Origin of the sequence: Streptomyces sp. NPDC057565, assembly GCF_042801455.1 — a bacterium.
In the GTDB taxonomy this organism is placed as follows: domain Bacteria; phylum Actinomycetota; class Actinomycetes; order Streptomycetales; family Streptomycetaceae; genus Streptomyces; species Streptomyces yanii.
Genome location: NZ_JBHVFU010000043.1, coordinates 19,907 through 45,679 on the forward strand (window position 1 = coordinate 19,907; position 25,773 = coordinate 45,679).

Here is a 25,773-nt window from a genome sequence, read left to right on the forward strand (position 1 = left end):
ATCGCGCCCGACACCCCGGACACCATGTACGCCTGCACCACCGAAGCCCCGGACCTCGCCGTGTCGGCGGTCATGCAATTCCCCAGTCTCGGCCGCTTCAGCGTAATTCCCCACCCGCGCGGTCACGCCATGGGGACAGCGAACGCGGCCGCAGGTCCAAGGACCCGACCGGCAAGCCGAGCGCCTAGCGTCCGGGCCAGTCCACGTTCCACTCCGGCGGCAGGACCGCGTCGCAGAAGACGCAGACGAAGTCCTCCTCTCGCGCGATATTGAGCTGCTGGCAGGCGGGACAGCGTCGGAACACCACCTCATGCGTGAAGCCGGACGGGTGAACGATCCCGGCCTGGTCCAGGGCCTCAGCGAGGGCCGGCCACGAGCTGACGTCCGGACAATAGCCGGTCGACTGATTGCTCACCTCGTTGACCGCCCACCGCCCGGACTCCTCGAGGAAACTGATCTCACCGGCGCACAGGGCCGCTTCCCCACCAGCGCACACCACGTGCTCACTGCGGCGCGGTGCAAGCCGCAGGGCTCCGGTCTGATCGACAACGAAGGTGAAGGGCTCGGACAACTCCTCTGCTGTCTGAGCCGAAGCCCATTCGCCGAAGTCTGCTGGCGAACGCATGCTCTGGCCACCGCCGCCCGGTCGGACGAGACTCCTCAAGTCGGTCGGACCGACATAGCGATAGCTCCACCCCCGCATGGTCATGCTCGCCAACCTAGACGAGCAGGGGCGAGGACCTGGGGAATTACGGGCTCTGTCGGGGATCTTGTGATGTTGTGGGGCTGAGTTGGACAGTCTCCGGTTGTGCGGTTCAGGGGTGTTGGGGCGGTTGTTGCCGCATCTGTCCGGTGTTGTTATCGAGTCGATCAAGCGAACGGCGGGAGTCATCACGCTTCGTGCGGGGTGTCAGACGTCGCCGGGTAGATGCCCGGGATGCGGTATGCCGTCGTGGCGGGTGCACGGCCGGTACGTCCGTCGACTCGGCGACGCGCCCGTCGCGGGCAGCCCGGTGGTGATCGAGCTGACCGTGCGGCGGTTCAAGTGCTTGAGCAGCCGGTGTCCTGCGGTTACGTTCGCCGAGCAGGTCGAGGGGCTGACCAGGCCACATGCCCGGCAGACGCAGGCGCTGCGGTCGATGCTCACCTCGATCGCCCTCTGTCTGGCGGGCCGTCCCGGCGCCCGCCTGGCCGAGACCCCCGGGATCCGCATTGCCAAGGACGCACTGCTGGACCTGCTCCGCTCGGTTCCGCAGCCGCCGGTCGGAGCAGTCAGATTTCTGGGAGTGGACGATTTCGCTCTGCGCAAGGGCGACTCATACGCAACGATCCTGGTTGATCTGGAAGCCCGCCGCCCGGTCGACGTTCTGCCCGGCCGGGACGCCGAGCCGCTGGCCGCATGGCTTCGCCTGCACCCGGAAGTGGAGGTGATCTGCCGGGACCGGGCCGGCGCCTACGCCGAGGGAGCGCGAACTGGTGCCCCGCAGGCGATGCAGGTCGCCGATGCCTGGCATCTGTGGCGGAACATCGCCGAGGCGGTGGAGAGAACGGTCGGATCCCACCACGGGTGCATCCGGGCCGCGTTCGCGGAGGCACCGGTCATGGCGGAGGCGACTGCGGCGGACCCGGTCACGCCGGAGCCGTCCGAGGCGATAGCCGTGCCGTTCGTCCCGCCGGACGGCACACTCGACGTCATGGGCAGGCCACGGCGCCTGGTGGCCCGCACAGCGGAGAGATACGCAGCGGTCCAGGCCCTGCTGGCCGACGGGCAGACCCTGGCGTCGATCGGCCGGACATTGCGACTCGACCCCTCCACCGTCCGCCGCTTCGCCCGAGCCAGCAGCCTGGAGGAACTCCTGGTCAAAGCCACCGGACGGCTATCCGTGCTGGACGAGCACAAGCCCTACCTTCATGCCCGCTGGCTGGAGGGCTGTCACGACATTCCCCAGCTTCACCGGGAACTACGCGAGCGCGGCTTCACCGGGAGCATCCAGTGTCTCCGCCGTTACTTCCGCGCCTTCAGACCTCCCCGCCAACCAGGCCGGAAACAGCAGCCGGTCTCCCAGCCGCAGCCCAAGACGACCCCGAAGCCTCGCCGCGTCGTCCGCTGGATCATGACGAACCCCCAGCACCTCGCTGCCGCCGACGCCGCGGAACTGAAGGAGATCCGCACGGCCTGCCCTCACCTTGACGCCACCGCACGGCACGTCCGCGACTTCGCCGAGATGCTCCACCAGCTCCGCGGAGACCAACTCCCGGGCTGGATGGACCGCGTCCTTGCCGACGACCTCCCAGCCTTGCACTCCCTGGTCAACGGCCTACGACGGGATTTCGACGCCGTCACTGCCGGACTCTCCACACCATGGAGCTCCGGCCAGGTCGAGGGCCACGTCACCCGCGTCAAACTGCTTAAACGCATGGCCTACGGACGAGCCAACCTCGACCTCCTACGCCAACGCGTACTCCTCGCCCCATGACCGTGCGACAGCGCACGTCCACAACACCCTTCAGATGTGGGCAGTGAGGCCGGTGGCAGGGTCGTGGGAGATCAGCGTCGGCATCCCCGGGTCATACTGGACAACCTCGCCGGTCAGCAGGGCTCGTCGTTGACTGGCCGTCGCCACCTCGACCAGGAACCGCAGCACGGAGGCCACCCCCGCCCCGTCAAGGACGTCCTCGGGCCAGACGGAGAACTCGATCTCCTCCTCGTCGTAGGGCAGGGCGAAGAACCACACGGCGCCCAAGCGGGCCCGGAAGGAGAAACTCGTCCCCCGGCCCTCCGGCTCGTCTGCCCAGACGCGGAAGAGGTCGGCGAAGTCCGGACGCACAGGATCGAGCCAGGGGTAGGGGTGCTCCACCTCGGTCTCGTCGGCTACAACACGCAGGCGTTCGAGGACCGCGATCCACTCGCCGCGGGTCGTGTCGAGGACCCGAATGTCCCTCAGGCTGCCGTCGACATGGAAGACATCGCACATCCACGGCTCGGGCAGGCACCGAGCGCGGGTACCGTGCTCACCGGCGTGGACGTCCTCGTGCGTCAACTCGACCCGCCGCCTCGCGTCCATCTCTCCCATGACACCAAGGTAGAACGTCGCTACTGCAGGGAAGGACCTGCCCCGGCCGGTTCAGGGGTGGTGATCGTATATCCCGGGTCCTGCGTCATCACAAGATCCCCGACAGAGCCGAATTACGTGATCGTCGACACGCCGACGTGCTGCTGCGCAAGATCCAGCCTGGCGACCTCCTGCGCGTCACCGGTACCGTCGTCCAGCCCGACGACCCCGAGGCCCCGGCCCGGTTCACCGTCGACGGCCAGGAGCTCGCCGCGATCCTGCGCGAGCTCATCGAGGACACCGACCCGCCCGGTGGCTTCATCCCGTTTCTCGCGCAGTTGGTCACCACCGCCGCGCGGCGAGCCGAGCAGATCGAGCCCGACCGCGACGGCGACGCCTCCTGCCCGCTGCACGAAGCCGCCGCCCTGATCACCGGCAACGCCGGATGCGCCTGATCTGGGCTGCCCGCGCCCTCGAACCGCAAGGGGATCCCGAATGACCGCGCTGCTCGATCTGGAACTCAGCAAGAACGCCCTGGTGGTACTCATCGGGCCCTCCGGTGCCGGGAAGTCGACGCTCGCCCGCACCTGGCCCGCGTCCCAGGTGCTCTCCCCCGACGCTCTGCGCGGCGCGGTGAGCGACGACTTCTCTGTCAAGTTCAGCATATTGAAGGTCTTCAACCCCTGGATGAAGCGCACCCTGTCGCCCTGGTTGGCGTAGTCGGCGGTGGTCAGGAGCTGGCCCGGTGAGCGGCTGCGATAGAAGACGTGGATCTGTCGCCTGTGGGCCGGCCAGGAGATGGCGGTGTTGTCCAGGTGCTGCTTGACGGCGGCTCAGACGCGTTCGACGGGAGTGCCGGGCCTTGCCCCCGAAGAGTGGAATGCGCTCGCCGAGGGCTGGCACTGCTCAACTCCAGCTCGGCGAGGGTCCGTGCGGTGGCTTGTAGGGAACCGGTCGGCCGGTGTGCGCGTCGAGCACAACGCGGTCGCCTACGGGCCGCGCCAGTTTCACAGTCACTTGCTGCAGCCGTGCCTGCTTGGTGCAGTGGCCGCCGTCGTCCTTCCGGTGTTTGACGGAGCCCGAGAGCACCACGCTGCCGCGTGTTTCCAGCACATCCACCACGGGGCCGTCGTCGCAGGCGCCATGGAGGGCAACCACGGTCACCGCACGCCCGTCTGCGGCAATCTGGACCAGCCGGTTAAGCGGATAACCCGGGACGTCGTTGGCCCGCCCGACCGGCGGACGGAGGAGTGGCGAGGGGATGACGGCGGCCTGCTTGAGAGGGGAGGCATAGCCGTCAAGGGTGAACAGCCAGGCTGGGACCACCGCCGGTCCCCGATTGGTGGCCACACTCATCTCACCCAGCTTCGCCCCGGTCACAGTGAGGTGTGGCTTTCCGTCGGTGCGGCCCCCGGCCAGGGTCTTGTACGACTCAGCCGCCCCAGTCAGCGGCCGTGTGAGCGATCTGCCTCCCGCCCAAGTCACCTGGCCGTTCTTCGGCCCAGTGTTGGGCATCGTGCCACGTAGAGCGAGGTTGTGGTCTTGGTAGGCCTGCTTGTCGGCCTGGCTCCGCAGGCCGCCGCGCGGCAGCTGGACCACGTCACCCATGGGGTGGTACCCAGCTCGCCACGCGGCGGCAGCGGTTGATCCGTCCCAGGCTCCGGCGACCTCGCGGGCACGGTGCGCCAGCACCTCCGTGTCACCGCCAGCACCCTTCTGGTCGCCGCAACCGGAGATGGCCCCCAAGCTGGCGGCGGACACAGCCGTCGCAGCGAGCAGGCTCAGCGAGCGCGATGCCCGGATGCGCATGTGGACCTCCGAGAAGATGGTGATGTGGCAGCTGCCCTGTCCCTGTGACGCGGCCGGGGCAGAGCGGGTTCACAGATTGCGGCGGCTCGTTGTCAGTAGACCTTGAGACCGGTCTGGTTCAGCACGGTCTGCACGCGATCCCGGCCCCCCGGCACCGGCTGGGGAACCGTCCGCTTCGACCTGATCCGCTCCCCCGCCGACGCGGACCGGATCGCACCCGACGCCCCTGACACCGTGTACGCCTGCATCACCGGAGACCCGGACCTCGCCGACGTGCTGCTGCGCGAGATCCAGCCCGGCGACCTGCTGCGCGTCACCGGCACCGTCGTCCAGCCCGACGACCCGGGCGCCCCGGCCCGGTTCACCGTCGACGGCCTGGAGGTCCTGGAGGCCGCACCGCTCCCCTGTTATTGGTATCCCCGGCTAATGGAACCTGCGGAATGCGTCCCGAGAGAGACACGCTGACTCACCGACCTCTGCAGATGTCCTCGTCCAGCGGTGGTTCGAGCAGACGGTCGGGAGCGCGGGAAGGCGTGCGGCACGGGCACACAAAGACGGTGCGTGATCCGACCGTTACGACTTGGTGCGCCGTAACGATCGGGCCTCTGCCCGGACATGAAGCAGGCCGTGCGGTTGGGTGATGTTGTGACGCATTACCTGGGCCGCACGGCCTTGTCCAAGCGTATCTTCACCGGGCTCCAGCCGCGGCGACTCGGCAAACTCATCATCGAGTTGACCGGCGTGTGGATGGCCGCCGAGGAGTCCCGGCTGCATGAACGCCGAGGCCACGAGCGTCTACGCGCCGCCGGGGCCGGCCCGGACCATGAGCTGGTGTTCGTCGACCGCGTCATCGTGACTCTGGTGGTCCTGCGCTTCCAGCTCCCGCACGCGGCCCTCGCGGAGCTCTACCGAGTGGACCGTTCCACGGTCACTCGGGCCGTCCGGGAGATCCGACCGCTCCTGGCAGCCCGTGGGTTCGCCGTGCCAGAACGCCCCGACCTGCGGCTTCGCACCCTGGCGGATGTCTTCGCCTACGCGGCGGCCGAGGGCGTTGAGCTGCGTCTGGACGGCACCGAGGTCCAGGTCCGCCGCCCGCGCGCGAACAAGCCCGGACGGCGCGCGTTCGTCTCGGGCAAGAAGAAACAGAACACCAAGAAGGCCACCGTCATCACCGACGGACACGGCCGCACGCTGTGGGTCGGGGCGTTCCGTCCCGGCCGTATGCACGACCAGACGGCGCTGCGGACCGAGGGCATCGCCGACCTGTTCGAGCAGTATCCGCAGGTCAAAGCCAAGGTCGACGCCGGGTACCGGGGTCTCGCCAAGGAGTTCCCCGACCAGGTCCAGGCCCCGCCGCTGAAGCCGAAGAAGGACGCACCGCCCGAGGACATCGCCGCCTGGGAGGAGGCCCGCCACCACCAGTCCTCGGAGCGGATCTGCGTCGAGCATGCCAACGCCGAGCACAAGCAATGGCGCCCGCTCCAGCGGTACATCGGACGTCGCGGGTACTTCGACGAGACCTTCTCGGCCATCGCCGGACTGGTCTCCGACCGCGCCGCCATGCGGTAATCACCCACCAGCCAACCCGCCAGGCCAGCACGCCCCGACCTCAATCGCACACCACGCCGTTAGGGTGCGGCCATGGACGCCGCCGTACTCGACCGCCGGACCCGCATGCACGACGAGTGCATACCGCCGGATCTCGTTGACCGTCTCCTCGCCCTCGGTCACGCCGACGTGGTGCGCGCCCAGGCCTTGGCGGAAGACGGTGACTGGTTCTGCGCCCGCGCCTGGGCGCGCCTGCTGGCTGGCCAGGGCGAGCTGGAGGAGGCCCTCAGGGTGCTGGCCCCGTACGTCGGGACGGGCTGGTGGACGGCGACCGCGGAGGCCGCCCGGCTGCTGGACTCGGGGGGCCGGGGCGAGGAGGCCATTTTCCTCGTCCGTCCCTTCGCACGGGACGGGGAGCGGTTCGCGCTGCACGACCTGGCCCTGCTGCTGGCCCGGCACGGGCGGGGCGAGGAGGCTTACGTACTGCTCCTGCCGCACGTCGCGGACTGGTCCCTCGCCGAGGCCCTGGTCGAGGTGGGTGTTGGGCTGGGCCGGGGCGAAGAGGTTGCGGCGCTGCTGACGGCCCGGATCGCGCCGGGGTGCCCGTGCACGCGGTGCGGCAGCCCGGAGTGCGGCGGGCGGTACCCGGAGCCGTTCAACGCGGTGAATCTGCTGGCGTCCGTTCGCGAGGGGCAGGGCCGCACGGATGAGGCGGTCGAGGTGCTGCGTACGTACGGCTCCACGCCGGTTAACAGCCGTGACCCGCTGGCTGAACTGCTGGTGCGGCATGGCCGGATCGACGAGCTGCGCGCTTACGCGGCCGACGAGGACCGGCCGGAAGCCGTCCGCCACCTGGCGGAACTGCTGGAGGCCCACGGCGACGTGGCGGGCGCGGTCGAGGTGTACCGGCGGCATGCGGAGCACGACGGCTGGCACGCGCCGACACTGCTGGCGCAGCTGCTTGCCAGGCATGGGCGGGGCGCTGAGGCCATCGAGGTGATGCGCGCGCTGGACAGCGCCGATGACTGGGTCGTCGACCTGCTGTGCGGGCTGTTCACCGCCGAGGGCCGCGCCGAGGAGGGCCTCGCCCACCTGGACGCCCTCAAGGCCCGGCGGGGCAAGGAGGAGTGGGAGCTGTTCCGGCTGCGGGGCCCGCTTCTGGCTGCCTGCGGACAGCTCGACGAGGCGGTGGAGGAGGCCCGGGTGCACCCCGAGGGCGGGAGTCCGTACGCGGTGGAGAGCCTGGCCGGCCTGTTGGCCGACGCCGGACGCCCGGAGGAGGCTGTCGCCCTCCTGGACGCGGACCGCCTGGACCACCGACGGACTCTCGGCCCGCTGCTGGTGGAGCTGGGCCGGGTCGAGGAGGCCGTGGCGCTGCTGCGGACGCCGCGCCCCGTCGTACCACTGCCGGAGCCGACGGGCTACAGCGACTGTCCACCCTTCTAGGTAGTCGCTTTCGCATCTTGTCGGGTAAGCCCGTGGTGTCCGGTGCCGAGCGCGGCAAGGCGGAGGTCTCCACGGGGCGTAGTTGGGAACCCCGGCAAGGCAGCCGAAGGTGGTACCGCGCACTTGCTGTACGACCTGGTGCTGGAGCGCTGGGGCAGCTACGTGTCCGTGTTCGACGCCGTGCCGGTGTTCACCATGGACGGGACGTGGGTCGGCGAGGCCGCCAGCCCCGACGCGATCGGCGACCTGATCGAAGCCCACGAGAACGGCGGCATGCGATGACGACTGCCCTCCCCGCGCAGCGCACCGTCCTGGGGCGGTTCCCCGCCGGCCACCCCCGCGGCTCCTGGCCCGCCGACGAATACGCCGCCGTCCAGGGTGCCCAGGGCACCGACGCCCACGTCGTGATGGACCTGGCAAGCGACCAGTTCCTTGTGGTCGCCAACACCACTCCCCAGTAGCCCCTGAACACACAGAGCGCCGTGCCCGCCTCCCGTGCGGGCACGGCGCTGTCTGGCACGGCACCTTCACGGAGAGGATGAAGATGCTTTTCCTCGTTCGCCACGCCGAATCCATTGAGAACGCCACCAAATACACCGGCTTCTACGAGAACCCCCGTCCGTGGACCGGGCCGGCCGCGCATGCCCTGTCCCGGGACGTTGTCGGCCTGACGCCCCGTGGCTTCCTTCAGTGTTTGTGGCTGCGGCAGACGCTGCGGGACCTGACCGGACCCGACCCGGCCATCCGCACCTCGCAGTACCGCCGCGCCTTCGACACTGCCGCGCTTGCTCTGCCCGGCCTGCCCTACGAGGTGACCGTGCTCCTCAACGAGCAGCACTACGGCGCAGCCACCTACATGACCAAACAAGAGCTGCACGCCACCTACCCCGAGGGGACCGAGGACCGGCAGACCCGCAAGCACCTGTGGACGCCCTCCGGCGCCGACGGAGAGTCCCTGGCCTGCGGCGTCCTGCGGCGGGCCACGGCGTTCGTCGACGGCCTGCACACCGCGTTAGCGACGGATGTCGTGGCGTTCACGCACCACACCGCGATCCTCGCGCTGCGCGCCGTCCTGGAGCGCCGGCCGGTGACCGAACTGGTCGACGAGGCCCGCGTGCGCAAGACACCCAACGCCGCCGTCCTGGTCTACGAACAGGTCGACGGCCTGTTCCACGCCCGCGGCACCGCCCAACCGGACTGCTGAGGAGGCCGCGGCCATGAACGTCCTGTACATCAACGGGCCCGTGCAGAACGGCCCCTTCACCATCGCCGAACGGCCGGGCAAGGCGGCCGGTATCCGCGCGGCCGAAGCACTCAACACCCTCCTTGACACCGGGCCGGTCCCGCATCTGTGGAACACCGTCACTCTGGCCGGAGACCTGCGCCACCGTGACGCCCCGACCGGGACACCGTCGGCCGGCAGGAGCGGGAGGAACGCGCGATCGCTGCCAAGTACGCGCCGGGCGCGGCCCCGGCCGGTGGCATTCTCACCGACACCACGTCAGTCGTGGCCGCCCTCGCGCTGGAGATGACCGAACGCCTCCTGCGGGAAGGCGCCCTGGCGGTCGTTCCCACCGCGGTCCATCTCTGCGCCTGCTGCGGTCACATGACCGGCGCCGTCGCCCACGCTTGGAAAGCGTGTTGGGGGCAACCCCTCACGAGTTCGAACTCGTATCCTCCGCCAGTGCCTCGGGTAGTTGTCGCCGGTGCCCTGAGACGAGTCGCGCGGCATCCACGGCGGTACGCAGCGGGTGGTGTCCGGCGACAGGGTGTAGTGACGGCGGCGGCCTGCCCTTCGACTTGCGCTGACCTATTGATCAGAACGGTGCAGATTCTCATCACCAGGAGGTGTCTTCACCAGGTCGTCTGGTCCGCCTCGGCGGTCCTGGCCGCCTCGGCTGCTTCCCGGAAGGTGACGACCGCTTCGCCGTTCTCCCGCGCCCATGCGGTGAGCATCCTGATGGGCTGCTCCAGGGTTCGCCCGAGATCGGTCAGGCTGTACTCCACGCGCGGCGGCGCCTCGGCGTACGCCTGCCGCTCGACGAGTCCGTTGGCTTGGAGCCGGCGCAGCGTCTGGGTCAGTACCTTGCGCGAGATGCCACCGCTCAGCTCGACCAGCTCGCCGTGACGCAACGGGCCGTCGGTCAGCGCGAAGAGCGTGACCATGGACCACTTGCTGGCGATGATCTCCATGGCCAGGAGAGCGGGGCAGTCGGCGAGGAAGGCAATTCCGGGTCGCAGGGTCACGCCCCGAAGGTTACCTGGAGGTACCTGACGGCCGACTAACGTCGTCGAGGTGCGCACGCCCCTTACTCGCATCTCGCATGATTGAGGTTTCATCCGTGTTCGTCTCCCTCGCCGTCGTCACCGTGTTCATGTCGGCGGTCCTCCTGGTATCGGCCGGGGCCAAGTCTCTGCGGACACGGCACATCACCGAGCAGATGTCCGCCCTCGGAGTGCCGCAGAGCATGATGGCTTTCCTGATCTGCGCCCAGATCGCGGGCGCGGCCGGTGCGATCGCCGGGCTCTGGTGGGGGCCCATCGGAATCGCCGCCGCGATCGGCCTGGCGCTTTATTTCGCCGGGGCGGTCGTCTCCCACCTGCGCGTCGGCGACCACAAGGGCGCACCTCCGGCGGCAGTCCTCACCGTGGCCTCCGTCGCCCTGATCGTGCTGCGCGCCGCCACCCTCTGATCCGCTGTGACGAGTGGACCGGGCGGCACGGATCGGCGGTCGCATCCGCTGCCCAGGCACCGGTGGCGCCTCGTGGTCGTCGGTCGGCACCGCCGTGCCGATCCGAACCGCCTGCCTCCTGTGACGATGCGTCCCTGCACCACGGCCTCTAAAGGCACGTCCGCCGGCCCGTGGGTGCACGTACAGATGTCCGCCTTGTCCGGCGAAGTACTTGAACTGGAACTGGGAGACGAGGTGGGTCGTGGGCCGCATGTGGACCGAACCGTCGCACGTGCGTGCTGCGGACGTCCCACCGCCTCCGCGCTGAGAGCAGCGCCAGCGGCCCCTGACCTGGGTTTCCAGGTCAGGGGCCGCTCTCGTTACCAGTAACGGCGACCGGTTGGGGCGTTGCCCCGACCATGACCCGGCTGGGTGGTCACTGTGCCGTCATCGGCTCTGGTGCGTTGTGGGCGCGACGGTAGGCCAGTGGTGACAGGCCCAGATACGTGTGGAAGTGCTTGCGCAGGGCGACGGGGTCGCCGAAGCCGCAGGCGGTGGCGATCCGTGCGACGGTGAGGTCGGTGGACTCCAGCAGCAGACGCGCGTGGGCCAGCCGCCGCTGCGCCAGCCACTTCAGCGGGCTGCTGCCCACCTCGCTGCGGAACCGCCGGGTGAAGGTGCGCACGCTCATGTGCGCGTGCCGGGCCATGTCCTCCAGGGTGATCGGCTCGGCCAGCCGGTCCAGCGCCCACTGGCGGGTCGCCGAAGTAGATCGGTCGGTGTCCTGCGGAACCGGGTGCTCAATGAACTGCGCCTGCCCGCCCTCGCGCCACGGCGCCACCACGCAGCGCCGTGCGGCGGCCGAGGCCACCGCCGCGCCGTGGTCCAGACGAACCAGGTGCAGGCACAGGTCGATGCCGGCCGCTCCGCCGGCGGACGTCAGGATGCGTCCGTTGTCGACGAACAGCACGTCCGGATCGACCTCGACGTCGGGGAACAGTCGTGCCAGCGCGTCACACAGCGCCCAGTGCGTGGTGGCCCGCCGACCGTCCAGCAGACCGGCCGCCGCGAGCAGGAAGGCCGAGGTGCACAGGCTGACGATGCGGGTGCGCGGCCCTATCCGGTCCAGCGTCGCGGCGAGTTCCTCGGGGAGTGCGCCGGTCGCGAGCAGGTGCTCGGTGGGCTCCTGAGTGGCGAGAACGACGGTGTCCGCGGTCTGCAGCGCCGACTCGTCGTGGTCGACGACGAGTTGGTAGTCCTCGTGCGTACGTACCGGCCGGCCGCCGAGGGAGCAGGTGCTGACGGAGTACAAGGGGGTCCCGTCCGGCTCGCGGGCCTCGTTGAACACCCGGGCCGGGATGCCCAGGTCCAGCGGCAGGACTCCGTCGAGGGCGAGAACGGCAACACGATGCGGCATGGCTGGAATGGTACGACAGATGGCTTCCCGGCCACTCACCCGCCCTTGCGAGCACACGCGAGTCTTGTTTTCACCGGGACCGCAGTCCCGGCCCGAGCAAGAGCGATACGTACATGAGCGAGGACAACATGAGCGAGAACACCATGCGGGCAGTCACCATCCGGGAGTTCGGCGGGCCGGAGGTGCTGACCGTCGAGGAGGTTGCGCGCCCGGTACCGCTGCCGACCGAGGTACTGGTGCGGGTGCACGCCGCCGGCGTCAACCCGGTGGACTGGAAGACCCGCGAGGGCCAGGGAATGGCGGGGCTGCAGACGTTCCCGCTGATCCTGGGCTGGGACGTCTCCGGTGTCGTCGAGGAGGTCGGCTTCGGCGTCACCACGCTGAAGGTCGGCGACGAGGTGTACGGCATGCCGTGGTTCCCGCGCGCCGCCGGCGGCTACGCCGAGTATGTGACCGCGCCGGCCCGCCAGTGGGCCCGCAAGCCGGCCACTCTGGACCATGTGCACGCGGCCGCCGTGCCGCTGGCGGCGCTGACCGCCTGGCAGACCGTGGTCGACACCGCCCACGTCCAGGCCGGCCAACGCGTCCTGATCACGGCCGCCGCCGGCGGAGTGGGCCACTTCGCGGTCCAGTTCGCCCGGCACCTGGGCGCCCACGTGATCGCCACCGCCAGCGCCGCCCGCCACCCCTGGCTCAAGGAACTCGGCGCCGACGAGACCATCGACTACACCACCACCCGCTTCGAGGACGCCACCAAGGACGTCGACGTCGTCATCGACCTGGTGGGCGACGCCCACGACCAGACCAGCACCCGCTCGCTCAAGGTCCTGCGCCCGGGCGGCCTGCTGGTCGCCGTCCCGTCAGGTGTCTCCCCGGAACTGGCCCAGGCCGCCGAGGCGGCCGGCGTGCGCTTCACCGCGTACCTGGTCGAGCCGGACGGCGAGGCACTGACCACGATCGCCGACCTGATCGACGAGGGCGAGGTCGCCGTCGAGGTCGAGGAAACCTTCCCGCTCGAGCAGGTCGCCGCGGCCCACGCCCGCGTCGAGGCCGGCCGCACCCGCGGCAAGGTCGTCCTCACCGTCACCGACTGACCACCCCTGCAAGCAGTTCGGAGCAACAGCATGTACTACGAGATCCGCCGCTACCAGGCCCAGCCCGGACGCCGCGCGGAGTGGGTGCGTTACATGGAGGACGTGGTCATCCCGTTCCAGACCTCGCTGGGCATGGACGTGACCGCCTCCTTCGTCGATGCCCAGGACGAGGACGGCTACGTGTGGATCCGCCGGTTCGAGGACGAGGCCCACAGCCAGGCCCTGTACGCAGCCGTCTACCAGCACGACCGCTGGAAGAACGAGATCGGACCGACCGTCTACGACCTGCTGATCCCCGAGAAGACCGTCGTCACCCCCGTGGTCCCCACCCCCGCCTCACCCCTGCGGTGACCCGGCTCACGGCCGCTTCATCCGCTTCATCCCCCACCCCACAGCACGGCAGCAAAGGCACCCTCATGAGCACCGACACACTCCAGAAGTCCGCCCCCGCCTCGTCGGTCACCCAGGCCGCCGCCAGCGCACTCATCGCGGCGGTCCACGCCGCCGCTGCCCGGATCGGCTTCACGGCGGCCGTCGCCGTCACTGACCAGGGCGGACATCTGAAGGCGTTCGACCGGGCCGAAGACGCGCCCTTCCTCACCGCCGAGGTCGCCGTCGACAAGGCCTGGACCGCGGCCTCCTTCCGTATCCCCACCCACACGTGGAACGACTTGCTCGCCACCCCGCAGATCGCGCCGCTGGGCGGCCACCCCCGGGTGATGGCCGTCGGCGGCGGCTACCCGATCATCGAGAACGGCCGGTACATCGGGGGACTGGGAATCTCCGGCGGCGACTACGCGCAGGACCAGCAGGCCGCCGAGGAAGCCCTCGCCGCCCTCGGGTTCGAACTGCCCGGCCACTGACCGGCCACCGGAGTGTCGGCCGGTGGCTTGGCCGACCGGCGCCAGCCAAGCCACCGGCCGACACCTGCACGATGAGGACCCGCGCCGCTGAACCGTCCCCGCCCAAGGTTGCAGTCCGGGTTGCATTCATCCTCGGCCAGGTCCGTTCACGGGACCGGAGCCACGCGCTCTTCATGAGCGCTGACACCGTGAAGGAGTCGACTCCCGCCTCCTCGGTCGCTGCACGGCGGCCGCCGCCGTCACCGAACAGGGCATGCGTCAGGCGTCATTCGACCACCCAGCCCGAGGGCCCACAAGCGCGCGGTCACCGCACGGGGCCCTCGGCATGCCCGACGTCCGACGGCAGCCCCACGGCCCGCGAGACAGGGATCACCGCAGGTCAGCAGCAACGAACCACAACTGAGAGGCTAGGCTTGACAGCTATGGGAGTCGTGGAATCCGTCAACATCGGCAGCAGCCGGGTCACCGCACACTCGAGTGCCGGACGCACCGGCATCGACAAACGGCCCGTCTCCCATCCGGTCGCCGTGTCGGCGCCCGGCCCCCGAGGGACAAGCGGGATGGCCGGTGATTCCGTCTGCGACGCACGCTTCCACGGCGGCGATCACCAGGCCGTCTACGCCTACGCCCGCGAGGAGCTGGACCTGTGGGAGCAGGAGCTCGGACGGGAGCTCCCCGCCGGGGTGTTCGGCGAGAACCTCACCACACGCGGGCTGGACGTCTCCGGCACCGTCATCGGCGAGCGCTGGCGGGTGGGCGACGTGGTGGTGCTGGAGGCGTCGGCTACCCGGATCCCCTGCCGCACCTTCGCCGGCTGGCTGGGGCAGGAGTCCTGGATCAAGCGGTTTAGCCGGCGCGCCCTGCCCGGGGTGTACTTCCGGGTGGTCGTGCCTGGGCACGTCGCGGCCGGGGACCGTGTGACGCTGCTGTCGCGGCCGGACCACGGGGTGACGTCGGCGATGGTGCTGCGCGCACTGACCGGTGAGCGCGAGCTGCTGCCGCGCCTGCTGGAGGCCGACGCGCTTTCCCCGTCGCAGAGCGAGTCGGCCCGCAAGCGGCTGGGCCTGCCGGCTCGGGCCGGCTCCGTTCCGTCGTAGGACCGCTGACCGGCCACCCGCGCCGTCCACCGCGGCCGGCCGGACCCCCTTCGCCCGTGCGGCCGACGGGGGCCGGCGGCCGGACGGGCGAGAGCGCCGTGTGTGGTGCCGGGACTTCGGCACGTGGGCACGACAGCCGAAGGGCCCGGCCCGCCGGACCTCAGCCCTCTGATCGGTGGACAGAGCGGCGGCCGGCGGGCGGGTCTCGACGTCGAGGGACTCCACGACGAGTGGGCCCATGCGGTCCGTGCGCCGGCTGACTGCGGCCACGTCGTAACCCCCGCCGGCCGGGTACTACCGGGTGAAGGTTCTGCCGGTTCCCGATGGGGCCCCGGTGACCAGCGCGATCCCGTTGTTCACCGCTGTCCCTGCCGGCTCGGGAGCATCGCGAGGGCCTTGGAACGCTGGGCGACGAGGTCGTCGTAGGTGCCGTCGCGCTCGGCCCAGCGGTGCATGAGGACGCGATCGACGAGGATCTCGCGCGGAGTGGGCTCGGTTCCCAGCAGGTCCATCACCTCGGTGGCGAAGTCGTCGAGCGGCAGCGCGTGCGGGTTCACCTGCTCCTGGCCCGCTGTGGCCACGGCCGGGGGGACGAGCTCGACGACGTCGACACCGGTGCCGTCGAGCTGCGCGCGCAGCGCCTCGGAGTAGGCGTGCACCGCGGCCTTCGAGGCGGCGTAGCTGGGCATGGGCGGGAAGGGCAGGAAGGCGATGCCGGAGGTGACGGTGATGAAGGTGCCGGCACCCCGCCGGACCAGGTGCGGGGTGAAGGCGTCGATGACCCGGATGGTGCCGAGCAGGTTGGTGTCGATCGTCGTTGCTGCCGCCTCGAAGTGCGCCGGGTCGCGCAGGTCCTCCAGGACCATGACGCCCGACATCGTCACCACGGTGTCCAGCTCGGGGTAGCGGGCGAGCACGGTGTCACGGAAAGATGCGACGGAGACACTGTCGGTGACGTCGACGCCGATCGTGCCGAAGCCTTCTTCGGCGAGTTCCGAGAGTGCCTCCGGGCTGCGGCCGCCAACGGCCACGGTGCTGCCCGCTGCGGCGAACCGGCGGGCCAGCTCTCGCCCGATACCCGAGGTTCCGCCGACGATGAGAACGGTGCGGTTGGAGAGATCCACGAGATCTTCCCTTCAGTGCAGGGCGCCGCCGGCGTTCAGGCCCGCAGCGCAGACAGTGTCGCTCTCTGCCTCATTCGAAACAGTGCTCCCGCAGTCTTGACGGCATCCCCCGGGTGTGACAGGACCCCCATCCTCCCTGGTCCTGCCAGGGCCCCCTCTGAGGCACGCGCACCGCATTACGGTGTCGGTATGAAGGATGAGGAAGCCGGCAACCGGCTCGGCAGCTACCTACGTGCCCGGCGTGAGCTGGTCACCCCAGCACAGGCAGGACTCCCGCCCGGCGGCAACCGACGCGTGCCCGGCCTGCGCCGTGAGGAAGTCGCCCTGCTCGCCGGGATCAGTCCTGACTACTACCTGCGCCTGGAACGGGGCCGTGACAAGAACCCCTCACCGCAGGTCCTCGAATCACTCGCGCGCGTCCTGCGGCTCGACGACGTCGAACGGGCGTATCTGCTCGGCCTCGCGGCGGCACGCCCCAGGGTGCCGCGCCGCAAGCGGCCCGAGCACGTACCGGCGCGGGTGCACGAGTTGCTCGCCCACCTTCAGATACCCGCGTTCGTCGAAGGGCGCGCGTTCGACGTCCTGGCCTCCAACCCCATGGCCGTCGCACTCTCCCCCCGCCTGCGGCCCGGCCAGAACCGGCTGCGTTCTCTGCTCCTTGATCCCGAGGAACAAGCCTTCCACCAGGACTGGGCGAGAGCCACCGCCGATTTCATCGCCGCCCTGCGCACCACTATCGGGGACGACACCGACAACCCCCGGTTCGTCGAGCTCGTCGGAGAACTCGCACTGTCCAGTCAGCGGTTCCGCACCCTGTGGGCGCGCCACGACGTCCGCAGTCTCGACGGAGGCACGACCACGGTCCACCACCCCCTCGTCGGTGAACTACGCCTCCACCGGGACAAACTCGCCATCGACGATGTCATCCTCGTCGTCTACTACCCCGACAAGGACAGCGACAGCGACGAGAAACTGCGGCTCCTCGCCGCACTCTCACACACCGACTCCGCCGGCACCCCCCACGACAGACCGGCGGATGACCCGCTGTCGAAGGCACCCTGACGAACAGCCGCCGTCTCCGCGTCGCGACCAGAACGCCCGCCCCGGCCGCACCGCCGGACGACCTCCGCACCTTCACGTGTATGCAGTCGATGAAGAGGACCGGGTAGACCGCTTGAGTTCTATCGGTGGTTACGAACGCCCCGATGAAGGGATGTTCGGATGCCGAGGTACGCCCCCAACAAGATGCCGACTTCGATCAAGAAGCGTTTCTTCCTCAACCGCCTCGGACGAGACGATCACGTCGTTCATCAGGTGCTACTTCCATGATCGGGAGTTACACCGTTGACCGTACACACCCGTTCCTGGTGGCCGACGCGGTCGCCGACTTCTCCCTCGATCGCCGATCACTGCGACAACTGCCGCGCTCGGTCGGCGTGCGGACGGCACGCCGACGCCGCCCCCCGGCGAGGCTGGGGAGCGGCGAAGTGTGCGGCCGTGGCTCCGGCGCTGCACGGTCAGCTGCCCTGCAACCCCGCGAGGTTGATCCGGCCACCCTGCAGCTGCGCGTGGTGCGGGGCGGCAAGCGATGCGTCGGTGATGTACAGCTCGGTGCCGCGCACGGCGGTGGCGGTGGGGCTGGCCAGCCCGTCGGCCTCAGTGAGCACGGTGACCTTCGTACCATTCGGGTAGACCATGTCCACCTTGTTCTGCGTGTTCACCGCGGCGAACACAATGTCGGAGCGGGAGGACAGGAAGTTGAAGTCGTCAATGCCCACCTCACCACCGGTCACCTGATGGATGCGGCCCGACTTCCCGGCAGCAGTCACGGGAACCCGCAGCAGGGTGCCCTTGTTGAAGTTCGTGACCCACACCGCCCCGTTGTGGTAGCGCAACCCGTTGACGCCTATCGGCACCGAAGCCGTCGGGACCGGCGCGAGAGCCTGGTCAGTCAGCCACGTCCTGGCTTGGCCCCCTGCGACCGGGACGGCCCAGATCGTGCCCTTGTAGCTGTCGGAGACGTAGAGTATGCGTCCGGCAGGGTCGATCGCGAGCCCGTTCGGCAGGCCGTCCGCGGGCAGGGCCGCGACGCGGCTGGGGTGGCCGCCCGGGGGCAGCTTCCACACTCCTGCGCGCGAGGCGTCCTTGGACCACACGTTGTAGTAGATGGTCCCGTCGCTGCCACGGGTGCTCCCGGTGAAGCCGTCACCGAGGACGCCGGTCACCAGCACAGTCCTGTGCTGCCCGTTGGCGCTCAGGCGGACGAGCTCCGGCCGCTCGCCGGCGTAGCTGCCCAGCATGGAGACAGTGAGCGTGCTGTCCGGGTTGACGGTGATGTTCTCCGGCACCTCCCCGGCGGACCAGTCGAACGGGGCGACGGTCTTGACGGCAGTGACGACCGGCTTGGGGTGTTCCCGCCCCGCGGCGGCCGACGCGTAGGGGGCCGACACGAAGACGGCCGCTGCGGCAGCTACGGCCGCAGCGAGGTTGAGTCTCTTGCTCATGGGTTGGGTTCTTTCTCTTGCTCTTTGCGCGGCGGGGACCGCGTCCCCGCTGCACAAAGAGTGGCGTGTGCCAGCCGGGGCGGGTGAGTGGCCGGAGGGCCACCTGTCGCACCATTCGGGCCATGTCGCATCGTGTCGCTGTTCTCGCCCTCGACGGAGTCCTGCCGCTGGACCTGGGCATCCCGGCCCGGGTGTTCAACGAGGTCCGTGATCCGGACGGGACCCCTCTGTACTCCGTTGTCACCTGCTCCCTCGGCGGCCAGCCGGTGCGCACGCACGAGGACTACCGACTCGTCGTCGACCACGACGAGTCGGTGCTGGAGAGCGCCGACACCATCGTCCTCGCCACGCAGGAGCCCGGCGAGCACCCGCTCGCGACCGGCGCGCTCCCCGAGGAATTCACCGCGGCGCTGGACCCTGTCTTCATGCCGTGGCCAAGGCGGGATCACCCGAACCAGGAACCAAGGGCGAACACGCGTCCAACTCCCAAGCGCCGGTCACGGTTTGCGGATCGCTTCTGAGTCCGGACCGACCGGGATATGGGCGACGGAGGGGCCGGCCGTACCGGTGATGAGCGTGACGACGACCGAGGACAGCGGTTCAGCGATGCGGTTGACAGCGAACACGACGACCGTTTCGCAGCCGTGGCCTTTAGCTCTGCAGTGATCGTTGCCCTACTTCAGATCCGCGAGAACAGGAGGCTTGAAGAGCGGAAGCGGCATGTCCAGCTGCTCGTCGACGCATGTCAAGACGCGTGGCGTGGACTCATCGAGCACAGCCAGAGTGAGATTGCGCTGCGCTCCGCAGGCCTGACGGAAGAGAGAAGGCGAGCCCTGGAGGAGCAACAGACCAATGCCCTGGGGCTCTGGATCTCGGCCAAGTTCCGGCTGGCCATGTACGGAGACGAGAAGATCGGCTCGCTCATGGCTGAGCTCGAGCAGAGAGGAGGCTTCAGCACCGACGATCCCCGCTCGGTGTACAGCCTTGCCCGCGTCTTCGCGCACATCAGAGCCGAGGTTGGGCGCGACGACGGATTGCGTCCGGCGGATCTGCACAGAGTCATGGTTGGAAACCGTGTCCCGCTGCCACCAGGTACGGAGTAAGCCGATGACGCTCATCGTGAGCGGCAGCAACGCGTGGTCCACGCCCCTAGCCGAGCCCGGCTCTATTCTCTGACATCCGTAGCTGACATCAACGGCAGCGAGGTGGCTCCGGCCGACTTCAGGCGTTTGTACAGTCGTCGCGACGGCCGAGCAAGACGCCCCATAGATCGAACTCCTAAAGCGGTGCTCGTTCGGAGCTAGTACGGTCCTGGGCATGGAGCCGTGGCGTGTTGAAGCATTGATCGACCTCCTTTTCGACCGTGCCGCCGAAGCCGATGCGCTAGCCGATGCCGCCACGATCGAGGTGAGGCGATGACCAGCGCGGTGCGCACCAACCGATACGAGGGGTCCTGCTTCCGATGCCAGGGAACGGTGCCTCCCGATTCTGGAGTGTTGTTGCGGAGCCGATCGGGCTCCTGGGTGGTCTACCACCCGGAGCACGCGCCGGACCAGCTTGAGCCGGGCGGCGTCACCTCGGATGTCTCCGCGATGCGGACGAACCTGCGCGAGGGCGAGTGTGAGGCCTGCGGCGTTCTGGTGCCGGCAGGGCTCGGGGTGCTGGTGTCCACTCAGTTTGGGGGCTGGGAGGTGTACCACCCGGAACACATCCGTGAGGCCGCGCCTCCGGCACGCGGTCGGCACTCGGGCTGGCATCGTCGACGTCTCATGGCCGTGGACATTGCCACCACCGGGAACCGGTACGGCGTCGACCGGATCCTGGGCGCGGGGCTACGCACCACCGACGGAACAGGTCGGTACTGGTTGATTGACCCTGGCCCGGGCCGGCTGTCCGTCGCACCTCGCAAGCGCCACGGCATCACAGTGGAGCAGGCACGGGCTGAGGGAAGACCTGCCGCTCAAGCCTTGAATGAGGTGGCAAACGTACTTGCCAGCCACTTGGCAACCAAAGAGCCGCTGGTGGCATGGCATACTCCCTTCGTTCTGACCACCCTGGAAGCCGAGCTGCTACGGCACGATCTCGCGCCCCTCGCCGATCGCGTCCCCAACGGGCTGACGCCGATCTGCGATCCTCTCGTATTGGACCGGCACGCTGACCCCTTTCGCTCTGGCGGGCGTGCGCTAGAGACCGTAACCGAGTGGTATGGCATCGTGCACGATTGTCCTGGTGATCCGCGGAGTGACGCCGAAGCCGCACTCGTTCTCGCCTACGTCATTGGGGCCTGCTATCCGCCCATCGGAAGGCTGTCGCGGCCGGCCCTGCACCGCGAACAGGTTCAATGGCATGGGCAGCACGTCCAGGAGGCCGAGGCACGGAAGCCTGGCAGGGAGAAAGACACACATTGGCCCCTTGGAACAGTCCAGGCGCTGCCTTGGCAAGATCACGACGCTTCATAGGGCAGCGCCTAGGCGCGACCATGACGTCTTGACCCGCCGTAGTAACCACGCCGACGCCTGCAAGGCGGCCCATGCCGTACAGCAACTACTACGGCCGTTTTCGACTGTCATCAACTCCCAGAAGCCGACTGAACAACCCGACAAACCTCAGCAACCGCATCGCCCGTAGTTCGGGACGAAGTGGCAGCCCGACGCGTCATAGCGCGCACCAGATGCGCACCGGAACGTGCGGTCAGCCACGGTCAACGACGGCAATGCAGTGCCCGAACTTGAAGAATTCGACGGCCAGTTCTCGCGGGTCAGTGCCCAGGTTGCTGCTGAAGTACCGGTGATTCCCAAGCTGAGGGCTCCGGGGAGCGTCGTCACGGGCCGGCCGCCACGGGTTGCTCTGGTCGACGCACACCCCGACAGCCTGGCTGAGGCCGGTGGGGGGCAGCGAGGCATACGCGTGCGTGGTCGGTCGGCCCACCCGCCGTCGTGGCTGACTGTCGTCGGCAGAGGCACGAGCGAAGTTGGATCAGGCTTCCCGCGGCATGCCCAGACCCCCGCCTGTGTCGAGCAAGGAGGGGCTGTGCATGCTGTGCCCATGACGAACCCCGAAGGCCCTTACATCAAGGTGCACTTCCGACTCGAGATCGAAGAGGACTGGCCCCCGGCGTCGGTGGGAAGCCTCTGGGCCGTCGACCAGGGCGACGGCACTGCGCGGCTCGACAACATCCCGTGGTTCGTTCGCGGTATCGCCTGCGGGGACATCCTGGCTACCGGGCCCGACGAGGAAGGCGTGCGCTGGGCCGGCGAGGTGGTTCGGCGTTCGGAGAACTGCACCATCCGCCTCATCGTGTTCCGTGACGGCGGCTCGGGGCCTGCACGGCAGAGCGTGATCAACGCGTTTCACGAACTTGGAGTCGACGGCGAGGGCATAGAACGGTTCGGCATGGTCGCCCTGGACGTCCCGCCCACCGCTGATCTCGCCAAAGTACAAAGGCTGCTCAATCACGGCGTGGCCAAGGAGTGGTGGGACATGGAAGAGGGCTGCATCACTGCGCAATGGCGGGCCGCTTCCGCCAGCTGACGCCGCTCATGTGACCCATGGCTGGGCCGTCCCTGGGCCGTCCGAGGTCGCTCGGCAGTAGCCAAAGACGACCAACGACGACCAGACACGCGAGCCCACCGCTCTTGAACAGGGAAATCCCAGCTCCCCGAGATCCCCGACAAGACCCAGGGCGAGAAGACAGGTCATGGACGCCGATTGAGGTCTGCCATGCATAGCGGTACAGCTCCATGTGCTGGCTTATCGGGATTGTGGGTTCGTGCGGTGGGTGGAGTTGTCTGCGTGCCAGCATGGTCGGTCTGAGGTTTGGGGTCTGATCGAGGCCCTCGACCTGCGCGAACAGGTCCTAGCCGACTACGAGCGGGTCCTGGGCACCGACCACCCCGACACCCTCACTGCCCGCAGCAACCTCGCCCTTGCCCACAAGGCAGCCGCAGCCGTACAGCAACCAGATACAGCACCCTTGCCAACCGTCCCCGGTCCTCAACCCCCCTCAGACACTTCCGAGCAACCGGCATGACCGTCCCCGACCGATCTCTGTAGAGCTACGGATCAGAAGGCCGTAGATCACGGCACTGGCGGCGAAATTGGGCCAGCATCCACGGGGCAAGGGGCTCTTCTCCACCGCCGGCCACCACTGATGGCAGCAAACAAAGCCTCGAGACACAGGAACGACTGACACGAAGTGTCGTTGTCCTGGTCTTTGTCCAGTGCACTGACGGACACCTCAGTTCATCGCCGTACGCGCACCCCGCCTGACCTGCCGCGTGAACCCCTGCGGACACCTCCGTACGGTCATGCGGACAGTTGCCGGGCGTGCGGGCACCAGGGCTCCCGGCCTCACACCCGGAGGTTGCTGGTCTGGGACCGGCTCCCAGGCACATCAGTGCTCGCACGTGATGACTTCCACGCCCACCGGGCCCGGCCACCGGGACATCTGCTGACCATCGCCCAGAACGTTCCTCAGCGGCTGATCCTGTCCCGTACCCGCGACCGCGGCATCAGCCTCGCGCCGCTCGGGCTCGACAACCTGGTCCTGGACCCGCGGGCCGGTGTGCACATCGCCGTGCTGGCCGCTGCTGCCCGGTCGAACGCTGGGCAGCCGGTGATGACGGTCACCGAGAACGCAGCGGCGAACGTCGCCGCGTACGGGGCCCTGTTCCGGCGGGACAACGGAACGTGGCTGCGGTACGCGCTGCACGGGCGCATCCCCTACGACGACACCGCGGCGTTGCAGCGGCTGTGCGAGGTGCACCGTGTCAGCCCAGCGCTACGAGAGCTGTTCCTCACCTGGTTCCTGCCCCTGTGCTCACTGCACATCCGGGCGGGCATCACTGCGGCACAGCTCCCGGGGCTGCTGAAATTCTGGCGCCGCGCCCACCTGGCCCGGCCGGACATACCCGGGAGTGACGTCCTCGCCGAACTGCGGCACCGTGTCGCGGCGGGTGATATGCGCTGGGTGATGGACGTCCGAACCCTGCCCCGGGCCATCCCCGAGTACCCGGTCACCCACGGTTCCGCAGAGGAGCCGTAAGGAGCGAGCTGATGTACGAGAACAACTGGCGGTTCGTCAAGAAGCGGACCGCCGCCGACGGCGCGGTGTACGTCTCCGCCGACAAAACGCGGTACCGGCGCACCAGCAGATCCGACCTCCAAGCGGAGGCAGAATTCCAGCGCCGGATCACGGACCTTAACTACCCGGTCCCGCACGTCCTGGAGGAGGGCACCACTGACGACGGCCACTACTACGTCGTGGAGGAGTCGCTGGGCGACCAGACCCTGCACGACCGGGCGGTGGCGTCACTGGACGGCGGCCACACCCTGCCCGACGACGTCACCGACACCGCCGCGCACGTCGCCGCCCGACTGCTGCACGCCCAGGCCGCCCACCTCGTCCAGCCCACGCCAGGCACACTGCGGCAGTGGCTGGACAGCGCCGGGTTCACCCAGAACGTCTTCCAGGAGAACCCCGACCTGGACAACACCCGGACGCACGCCGCGCTCGATCACGCGCTGGACCACCTCGGCACGGTTCCGCTGGTGCGGGGACACCTCGACTACGGCCTGCCCAACGTCCTGCCGGCCGGGGTCATCGACTGGCAGCACCACGGCCTAGTGCCACTGGGATACGACGTCCTCCCGGCCCTGGAAATCATCGCCTTCAAGGGCGGCAACAAGGGCTACACCGCCAGCCCCGGCCAGCGGCGCCGCTACCTCGCCGCGCTGGACGACGCGAGCCTGAACGCAACCGGACAGCCGGTCAGCCAAAACCTGGGCGCATACCTGCTCGTCAAGGCCTCGTTCTTCCTCGCCCTGATGCGGCCCACCGACCCCTCCCGTACGGACAAGCACCTGAAGTGGCAGTACCGCCGTCACCTCTTCACGAAGGGACTCGAGCAGTATGAGCGCACCGGGACGGTCGATACCGCCCTCTTCCCCGGCCTCGAAGAGTTCGCCGCTGGGCACTGCGCTGGCGACCATCCGTGACCGCGACTACCTCCTGGACCGCGCCGGGGTGATCTTCAAAGGCATCGGCGATGTCCATCCAGGCACGCACTTCCTGGGATACGTCAAGTACTACCCGGACGCCCGCGGCGACCGGGTCCTGTTCGGCCGGACGTACCGGCAGAACAGCGTCGTGTCCAAAGCGTTCGGGATCCTCGCCGACCGGCCCGAGTGCTACCTCTACTCCCCCGCCGTGGGGTGCGTCATCACCGGCGTGCCCCGCGAGGACATCGTCACCCACTACTCCTGCCGCCAGACCCTCGCCGCACTGCACCAGACCCCCGCCCTCCTGGGCCAAACGGAGGTCAGCGAGGACCTGCTCACCATCATCAACTGGATCGTCGCGGCTGGCGCCGCGGACGTCATCGGCGTAACCGGGTCCTTCCTGGTCGGCGCCTGCAACGCGCGAGCAGCACCAGCGCAACCAGAAGACCCAGGAGGCTGCGTCATGACACTGGAACGCGGACGGTTCGTTACGCTCGATGGCCCCAGCGGCGTCGGGAAGTCCACCACCATCCAAGCCCTGCGCGACGAACTGTTCAACCGGGGCATCGCCGTCCGTCAGACGCTGGAACCCACCACCAGGGACATCGGTCGCTTCATCAGCGCGCACTTCAGCCACATCCGCAGCCACGCCCTGGCCTGCCTGGTCGCGGCGGACCGGTACGAGCACGTCGAGCACGAGATCGAGCCCTGGCTGAGCGCTGGCGACACCGTAGTCACCGACCGGTACCTCGCCTCAACGCTCGTCATGCAGCAGCTCGACGGCGTGCCGCTGAAGTTCTTGCTCGACCTGAACGCACACGTCCTGATGCCCGACCTGGCCGTCATCCTGACTGCGCACCCCAGCCTCATCGCCGAGCGAATAGCCGCACGCGGCCCCCGCAACCGTTTCCACCACGACCCGACCGTGCCCGGCCGCGAAGTCGACCTCTACGACGAGACCGCCCAGACGCTCATGACGGCCAACGTCAAGGTGTTGGTCGCGAATACCAGCGACGCCACCCCATCGGAGGCTACTGCCACAATCGCCGACGCAATCCCCGAGTCGCCGGTAGCGTCGGCTGCCTGAACGCCACCAAACAACCTCTCAGGGACCATGACACCGCCACTCGCAGAACCGTCATCGAT

Annotated in this window: 29 protein-coding genes and 3 pseudogenes; 23 read left to right on the top strand and 9 right to left on the bottom strand. The window is 68.8% G+C overall.

Annotated features, from left to right (window positions below; genetic code table 11):
- Positions 1 to 184 precede the first annotated feature (184 nt).
- The gene (locus ACFU8W_RS39095) at positions 185 to 709 is read right to left on the bottom strand and encodes a hypothetical protein (protein WP_384048294.1); all 525 of its coding nucleotides are present in this window, start codon (positions 707 to 709) and stop codon (positions 185 to 187) included.
- Between the two features lie 112 nt (positions 710 to 821).
- Between ACFU8W_RS39095 and ACFU8W_RS39100 the strand changes: the two genes are divergently transcribed.
- On the top strand, positions 822 to 2,477 hold the full coding sequence (locus ACFU8W_RS39100; RefSeq protein ID WP_384048297.1) for an ISL3 family transposase: 1,656 nt from the start codon (positions 822 to 824) through the stop codon (positions 2,475 to 2,477).
- 30 nt (positions 2,478 to 2,507) lie between these two features.
- Here ACFU8W_RS39100 and ACFU8W_RS39105 read toward each other — a convergent pair whose 3' ends face one another.
- On the bottom strand, positions 2,508 to 3,074 hold the full coding sequence (locus tag ACFU8W_RS39105; RefSeq protein WP_384048168.1) for a hypothetical protein: 567 nt from the start codon (positions 3,072 to 3,074) through the stop codon (positions 2,508 to 2,510).
- Positions 3,075 to 3,304: 230 nt separating this feature from the next.
- Here ACFU8W_RS39105 and ACFU8W_RS39110 point away from each other — a divergent pair.
- Positions 3,305 to 3,552, top strand: a pseudogene (locus tag ACFU8W_RS39110) (hypothetical protein); the annotation flags it as partial.
- Positions 3,549 to 3,698, top strand: a pseudogene (locus ACFU8W_RS39115) (AAA family ATPase); the annotation flags it as partial. The pseudogenes ACFU8W_RS39110 and ACFU8W_RS39115, both read left to right, overlap by 4 nt.
- A gap of 77 nt (positions 3,699 to 3,775) precedes the next feature.
- On the opposite strand, the pseudogene ACFU8W_RS39120 reads toward ACFU8W_RS39115, so the two are convergent.
- Positions 3,776 to 3,910, bottom strand: a pseudogene (locus tag ACFU8W_RS39120) (IS630 family transposase); the annotation flags it as partial.
- A 49-nt stretch (positions 3,911 to 3,959) separates the two neighbouring features.
- Positions 3,960 to 4,862 (bottom strand): hypothetical protein, encoded by a 903-nt coding sequence (locus tag ACFU8W_RS39125; RefSeq protein ID WP_384048171.1) that lies wholly within the window; start codon positions 4,860 to 4,862, stop codon positions 3,960 to 3,962.
- Positions 4,863 to 4,964: 102 nt separating this feature from the next.
- On the opposite strand from ACFU8W_RS39125, the gene ACFU8W_RS39130 reads away from it, so the two are divergent.
- The 6 genes from ACFU8W_RS39130 (at position 4,965) to ACFU8W_RS39155 (ending at position 9,060) form a co-directional block, all read left to right on the top strand.
- Entirely contained in the window at positions 4,965 to 5,327 is a 363-nt protein-coding gene (locus ACFU8W_RS39130) for a hypothetical protein (protein WP_384048174.1), read from the top strand.
- Between the two features lie 150 nt (positions 5,328 to 5,477).
- Positions 5,478 to 6,431 (top strand): transposase family protein, encoded by a 954-nt coding sequence (locus ACFU8W_RS39135; RefSeq protein ID WP_384048177.1) that lies wholly within the window; start codon positions 5,478 to 5,480, stop codon positions 6,429 to 6,431.
- A 72-nt stretch (positions 6,432 to 6,503) separates the two neighbouring features.
- A complete protein-coding gene (locus ACFU8W_RS39140) occupies positions 6,504 to 7,856 on the top strand; it encodes a tetratricopeptide repeat protein (protein WP_384048180.1) in 1,353 nt (450 codons plus the stop codon).
- A 123-nt stretch (positions 7,857 to 7,979) separates the two neighbouring features.
- Positions 7,980 to 8,138, top strand: a complete 159-nt coding sequence (locus ACFU8W_RS39145) for a hypothetical protein (RefSeq protein ID WP_384048183.1) — start codon at positions 7,980 to 7,982, stop codon at positions 8,136 to 8,138.
- Positions 8,135 to 8,317, top strand: coding sequence for a hypothetical protein (locus ACFU8W_RS39150; RefSeq protein WP_384048186.1), 183 nt, complete (start codon positions 8,135 to 8,137; stop codon positions 8,315 to 8,317). The genes ACFU8W_RS39145 and ACFU8W_RS39150 overlap by 4 nt, the downstream gene beginning before the upstream one ends.
- 83 nt (positions 8,318 to 8,400) lie before the next feature.
- Positions 8,401 to 9,060 (top strand): histidine phosphatase family protein, encoded by a 660-nt coding sequence (locus ACFU8W_RS39155; RefSeq protein WP_384048189.1) that lies wholly within the window; start codon positions 8,401 to 8,403, stop codon positions 9,058 to 9,060.
- A gap of 297 nt (positions 9,061 to 9,357) precedes the next feature.
- On the opposite strand, the gene ACFU8W_RS39160 is transcribed toward ACFU8W_RS39155, so the two are convergent.
- Together ACFU8W_RS39160 and ACFU8W_RS39165 are read right to left on the bottom strand one after the other, a co-directional pair.
- Positions 9,358 to 9,483 carry a hypothetical protein gene (locus ACFU8W_RS39160; protein WP_384048192.1) on the bottom strand — a complete coding sequence of 42 codons (126 nt, stop codon included), beginning with the start codon at positions 9,481 to 9,483 and terminating at the stop codon, positions 9,358 to 9,360.
- 227 nt (positions 9,484 to 9,710) lie between these two features.
- A complete protein-coding gene (locus ACFU8W_RS39165) occupies positions 9,711 to 10,049 on the bottom strand; it encodes a winged helix-turn-helix transcriptional regulator (RefSeq protein WP_384048300.1) in 339 nt (112 codons plus the stop codon).
- Between the two features lie 149 nt (positions 10,050 to 10,198).
- Between ACFU8W_RS39165 and ACFU8W_RS39170 the strand changes: the two genes are divergently transcribed.
- Complete coding sequence (locus ACFU8W_RS39170; protein WP_376664839.1) at positions 10,199 to 10,549, top strand: DoxX family protein; 351 nt, start codon at positions 10,199 to 10,201, stop codon at positions 10,547 to 10,549.
- Between the two features lie 415 nt (positions 10,550 to 10,964).
- Here the strand turns inward: ACFU8W_RS39170 and ACFU8W_RS39175 are convergent, their stop codons facing one another.
- The gene (locus ACFU8W_RS39175; RefSeq protein WP_384048195.1) at positions 10,965 to 11,945 is read right to left on the bottom strand and encodes a GlxA family transcriptional regulator; all 981 of its coding nucleotides are present in this window, start codon (positions 11,943 to 11,945) and stop codon (positions 10,965 to 10,967) included.
- A gap of 128 nt (positions 11,946 to 12,073) precedes the next feature.
- On the opposite strand from ACFU8W_RS39175, the gene ACFU8W_RS39180 reads away from it, so the two are divergent.
- The 4 genes from ACFU8W_RS39180 (at position 12,074) to ACFU8W_RS39195 (ending at position 14,999) form a co-directional block, all read left to right on the top strand.
- On the top strand, positions 12,074 to 13,039 hold the full coding sequence (locus ACFU8W_RS39180; protein WP_376664904.1) for an NADP-dependent oxidoreductase: 966 nt from the start codon (positions 12,074 to 12,076) through the stop codon (positions 13,037 to 13,039).
- Between the two features lie 30 nt (positions 13,040 to 13,069).
- The gene (locus ACFU8W_RS39185) at positions 13,070 to 13,390 is read left to right on the top strand and encodes an NIPSNAP family protein (RefSeq protein WP_376664841.1); all 321 of its coding nucleotides are present in this window, start codon (positions 13,070 to 13,072) and stop codon (positions 13,388 to 13,390) included.
- Positions 13,391 to 13,455: 65 nt separating this feature from the next.
- A complete protein-coding gene (locus tag ACFU8W_RS39190) occupies positions 13,456 to 13,902 on the top strand; it encodes a heme-binding protein (RefSeq protein ID WP_384048198.1) in 447 nt (148 codons plus the stop codon).
- Between the two features lie 422 nt (positions 13,903 to 14,324).
- Entirely contained in the window at positions 14,325 to 14,999 is a 675-nt protein-coding gene (locus ACFU8W_RS39195) for an MOSC domain-containing protein (RefSeq protein WP_376664843.1), read from the top strand.
- Between the two features lie 356 nt (positions 15,000 to 15,355).
- Here ACFU8W_RS39195 and ACFU8W_RS39200 read toward each other — a convergent pair whose 3' ends face one another.
- On the bottom strand, positions 15,356 to 16,123 hold the full coding sequence (locus ACFU8W_RS39200) for an SDR family oxidoreductase (protein WP_384048203.1): 768 nt from the start codon (positions 16,121 to 16,123) through the stop codon (positions 15,356 to 15,358).
- Between the two features lie 189 nt (positions 16,124 to 16,312).
- On the opposite strand from ACFU8W_RS39200, the gene ACFU8W_RS39205 reads away from it, so the two are divergent.
- A complete protein-coding gene (locus ACFU8W_RS39205) occupies positions 16,313 to 17,185 on the top strand; it encodes a helix-turn-helix transcriptional regulator (protein WP_384048206.1) in 873 nt (290 codons plus the stop codon).
- A 455-nt stretch (positions 17,186 to 17,640) separates the two neighbouring features.
- Here ACFU8W_RS39205 and ACFU8W_RS39210 read toward each other — a convergent pair whose 3' ends face one another.
- Positions 17,641 to 18,627, bottom strand: a complete 987-nt coding sequence (locus ACFU8W_RS39210; protein WP_384048209.1) for an SMP-30/gluconolactonase/LRE family protein — start codon at positions 18,625 to 18,627, stop codon at positions 17,641 to 17,643.
- A gap of 122 nt (positions 18,628 to 18,749) precedes the next feature.
- Between ACFU8W_RS39210 and ACFU8W_RS39215 the strand changes: the two genes are divergently transcribed.
- From ACFU8W_RS39215 to tmk, 8 genes are all read left to right on the top strand, one after another.
- Entirely contained in the window at positions 18,750 to 19,148 is a 399-nt protein-coding gene (locus ACFU8W_RS39215; RefSeq protein WP_384048211.1) for a hypothetical protein, read from the top strand.
- 18 nt (positions 19,149 to 19,166) lie between these two features.
- On the top strand, positions 19,167 to 19,730 hold the full coding sequence (locus ACFU8W_RS39220) for a hypothetical protein (protein ID WP_384048214.1): 564 nt from the start codon (positions 19,167 to 19,169) through the stop codon (positions 19,728 to 19,730).
- 312 nt (positions 19,731 to 20,042) lie between these two features.
- Positions 20,043 to 21,086, top strand: a complete 1,044-nt coding sequence (locus tag ACFU8W_RS39225; RefSeq protein ID WP_384048217.1) for a hypothetical protein — start codon at positions 20,043 to 20,045, stop codon at positions 21,084 to 21,086.
- Between the two features lie 586 nt (positions 21,087 to 21,672).
- Positions 21,673 to 22,158 (top strand): DUF4265 domain-containing protein, encoded by a 486-nt coding sequence (locus tag ACFU8W_RS39230; RefSeq protein ID WP_384048220.1) that lies wholly within the window; start codon positions 21,673 to 21,675, stop codon positions 22,156 to 22,158.
- A 247-nt stretch (positions 22,159 to 22,405) separates the two neighbouring features.
- On the top strand, positions 22,406 to 22,657 hold the full coding sequence (locus ACFU8W_RS39235) for a tetratricopeptide repeat protein (protein WP_384048303.1): 252 nt from the start codon (positions 22,406 to 22,408) through the stop codon (positions 22,655 to 22,657).
- 366 nt (positions 22,658 to 23,023) lie between these two features.
- Positions 23,024 to 23,671, top strand: coding sequence for a hypothetical protein (locus ACFU8W_RS39240; RefSeq protein WP_384048224.1), 648 nt, complete (start codon positions 23,024 to 23,026; stop codon positions 23,669 to 23,671).
- A gap of 11 nt (positions 23,672 to 23,682) precedes the next feature.
- Positions 23,683 to 24,624, top strand: coding sequence for a phosphotransferase (locus tag ACFU8W_RS39245; RefSeq protein WP_384048227.1), 942 nt, complete (start codon positions 23,683 to 23,685; stop codon positions 24,622 to 24,624).
- On the top strand, positions 24,539 to 25,714 hold the full coding sequence (gene tmk, locus ACFU8W_RS39250; RefSeq protein WP_384048230.1) for a dTMP kinase: 1,176 nt from the start codon (positions 24,539 to 24,541) through the stop codon (positions 25,712 to 25,714). The genes ACFU8W_RS39245 and tmk overlap by 86 nt, the downstream gene beginning before the upstream one ends.
- The last annotated feature ends 59 nt before the right edge of the window (positions 25,715 to 25,773 follow it).

Coding starts and splice junctions, on each gene's coding strand:
- ACFU8W_RS39095 (WP_384048294.1), bottom strand. CDS start 709: ATGACCATGCGGGGGTGGAGCTATCGCTATGTCGGTCCGACCGACTTG.
- ACFU8W_RS39185 (WP_376664841.1), top strand. CDS start 13,070: ATGTACTACGAGATCCGCCGCTACCAGGCCCAGCCCGGACGCCGCGCG.
- ACFU8W_RS39105 (WP_384048168.1), bottom strand. CDS start 3,074: ATGGGAGAGATGGACGCGAGGCGGCGGGTCGAGTTGACGCACGAGGAC.
- ACFU8W_RS39225 (WP_384048217.1), top strand. CDS start 20,043: ATGACCAGCGCGGTGCGCACCAACCGATACGAGGGGTCCTGCTTCCGA.
- tmk (WP_384048230.1), top strand. CDS start 24,539: ATGAGCGCACCGGGACGGTCGATACCGCCCTCTTCCCCGGCCTCGAAG.
- ACFU8W_RS39180 (WP_376664904.1), top strand. CDS start 12,074: ATGAGCGAGAACACCATGCGGGCAGTCACCATCCGGGAGTTCGGCGGG.
- ACFU8W_RS39215 (WP_384048211.1), top strand. CDS start 18,750: ATGTCGCATCGTGTCGCTGTTCTCGCCCTCGACGGAGTCCTGCCGCTG.
- ACFU8W_RS39135 (WP_384048177.1), top strand. CDS start 5,478: ATGAAGCAGGCCGTGCGGTTGGGTGATGTTGTGACGCATTACCTGGGC.
- ACFU8W_RS39205 (WP_384048206.1), top strand. CDS start 16,313: ATGAAGGATGAGGAAGCCGGCAACCGGCTCGGCAGCTACCTACGTGCC.
- ACFU8W_RS39155 (WP_384048189.1), top strand. CDS start 8,401: ATGCTTTTCCTCGTTCGCCACGCCGAATCCATTGAGAACGCCACCAAA.
- ACFU8W_RS39210 (WP_384048209.1), bottom strand. CDS start 18,627: ATGAGCAAGAGACTCAACCTCGCTGCGGCCGTAGCTGCCGCAGCGGCC.
- ACFU8W_RS39220 (WP_384048214.1), top strand. CDS start 19,167: ATGGGCGACGGAGGGGCCGGCCGTACCGGTGATGAGCGTGACGACGAC.
- ACFU8W_RS39150 (WP_384048186.1), top strand. CDS start 8,135: ATGACGACTGCCCTCCCCGCGCAGCGCACCGTCCTGGGGCGGTTCCCC.
- ACFU8W_RS39175 (WP_384048195.1), bottom strand. CDS start 11,945: ATGCCGCATCGTGTTGCCGTTCTCGCCCTCGACGGAGTCCTGCCGCTG.
- ACFU8W_RS39140 (WP_384048180.1), top strand. CDS start 6,504: ATGGACGCCGCCGTACTCGACCGCCGGACCCGCATGCACGACGAGTGC.
- ACFU8W_RS39245 (WP_384048227.1), top strand. CDS start 23,683: ATGTACGAGAACAACTGGCGGTTCGTCAAGAAGCGGACCGCCGCCGAC.
- ACFU8W_RS39230 (WP_384048220.1), top strand. CDS start 21,673: ATGACGAACCCCGAAGGCCCTTACATCAAGGTGCACTTCCGACTCGAG.
- ACFU8W_RS39125 (WP_384048171.1), bottom strand. CDS start 4,862: ATGCGCATCCGGGCATCGCGCTCGCTGAGCCTGCTCGCTGCGACGGCT.
- ACFU8W_RS39190 (WP_384048198.1), top strand. CDS start 13,456: ATGAGCACCGACACACTCCAGAAGTCCGCCCCCGCCTCGTCGGTCACC.
- ACFU8W_RS39195 (WP_376664843.1), top strand. CDS start 14,325: ATGGGAGTCGTGGAATCCGTCAACATCGGCAGCAGCCGGGTCACCGCA.
- ACFU8W_RS39165 (WP_384048300.1), bottom strand. CDS start 10,049: ATGGAGATCATCGCCAGCAAGTGGTCCATGGTCACGCTCTTCGCGCTG.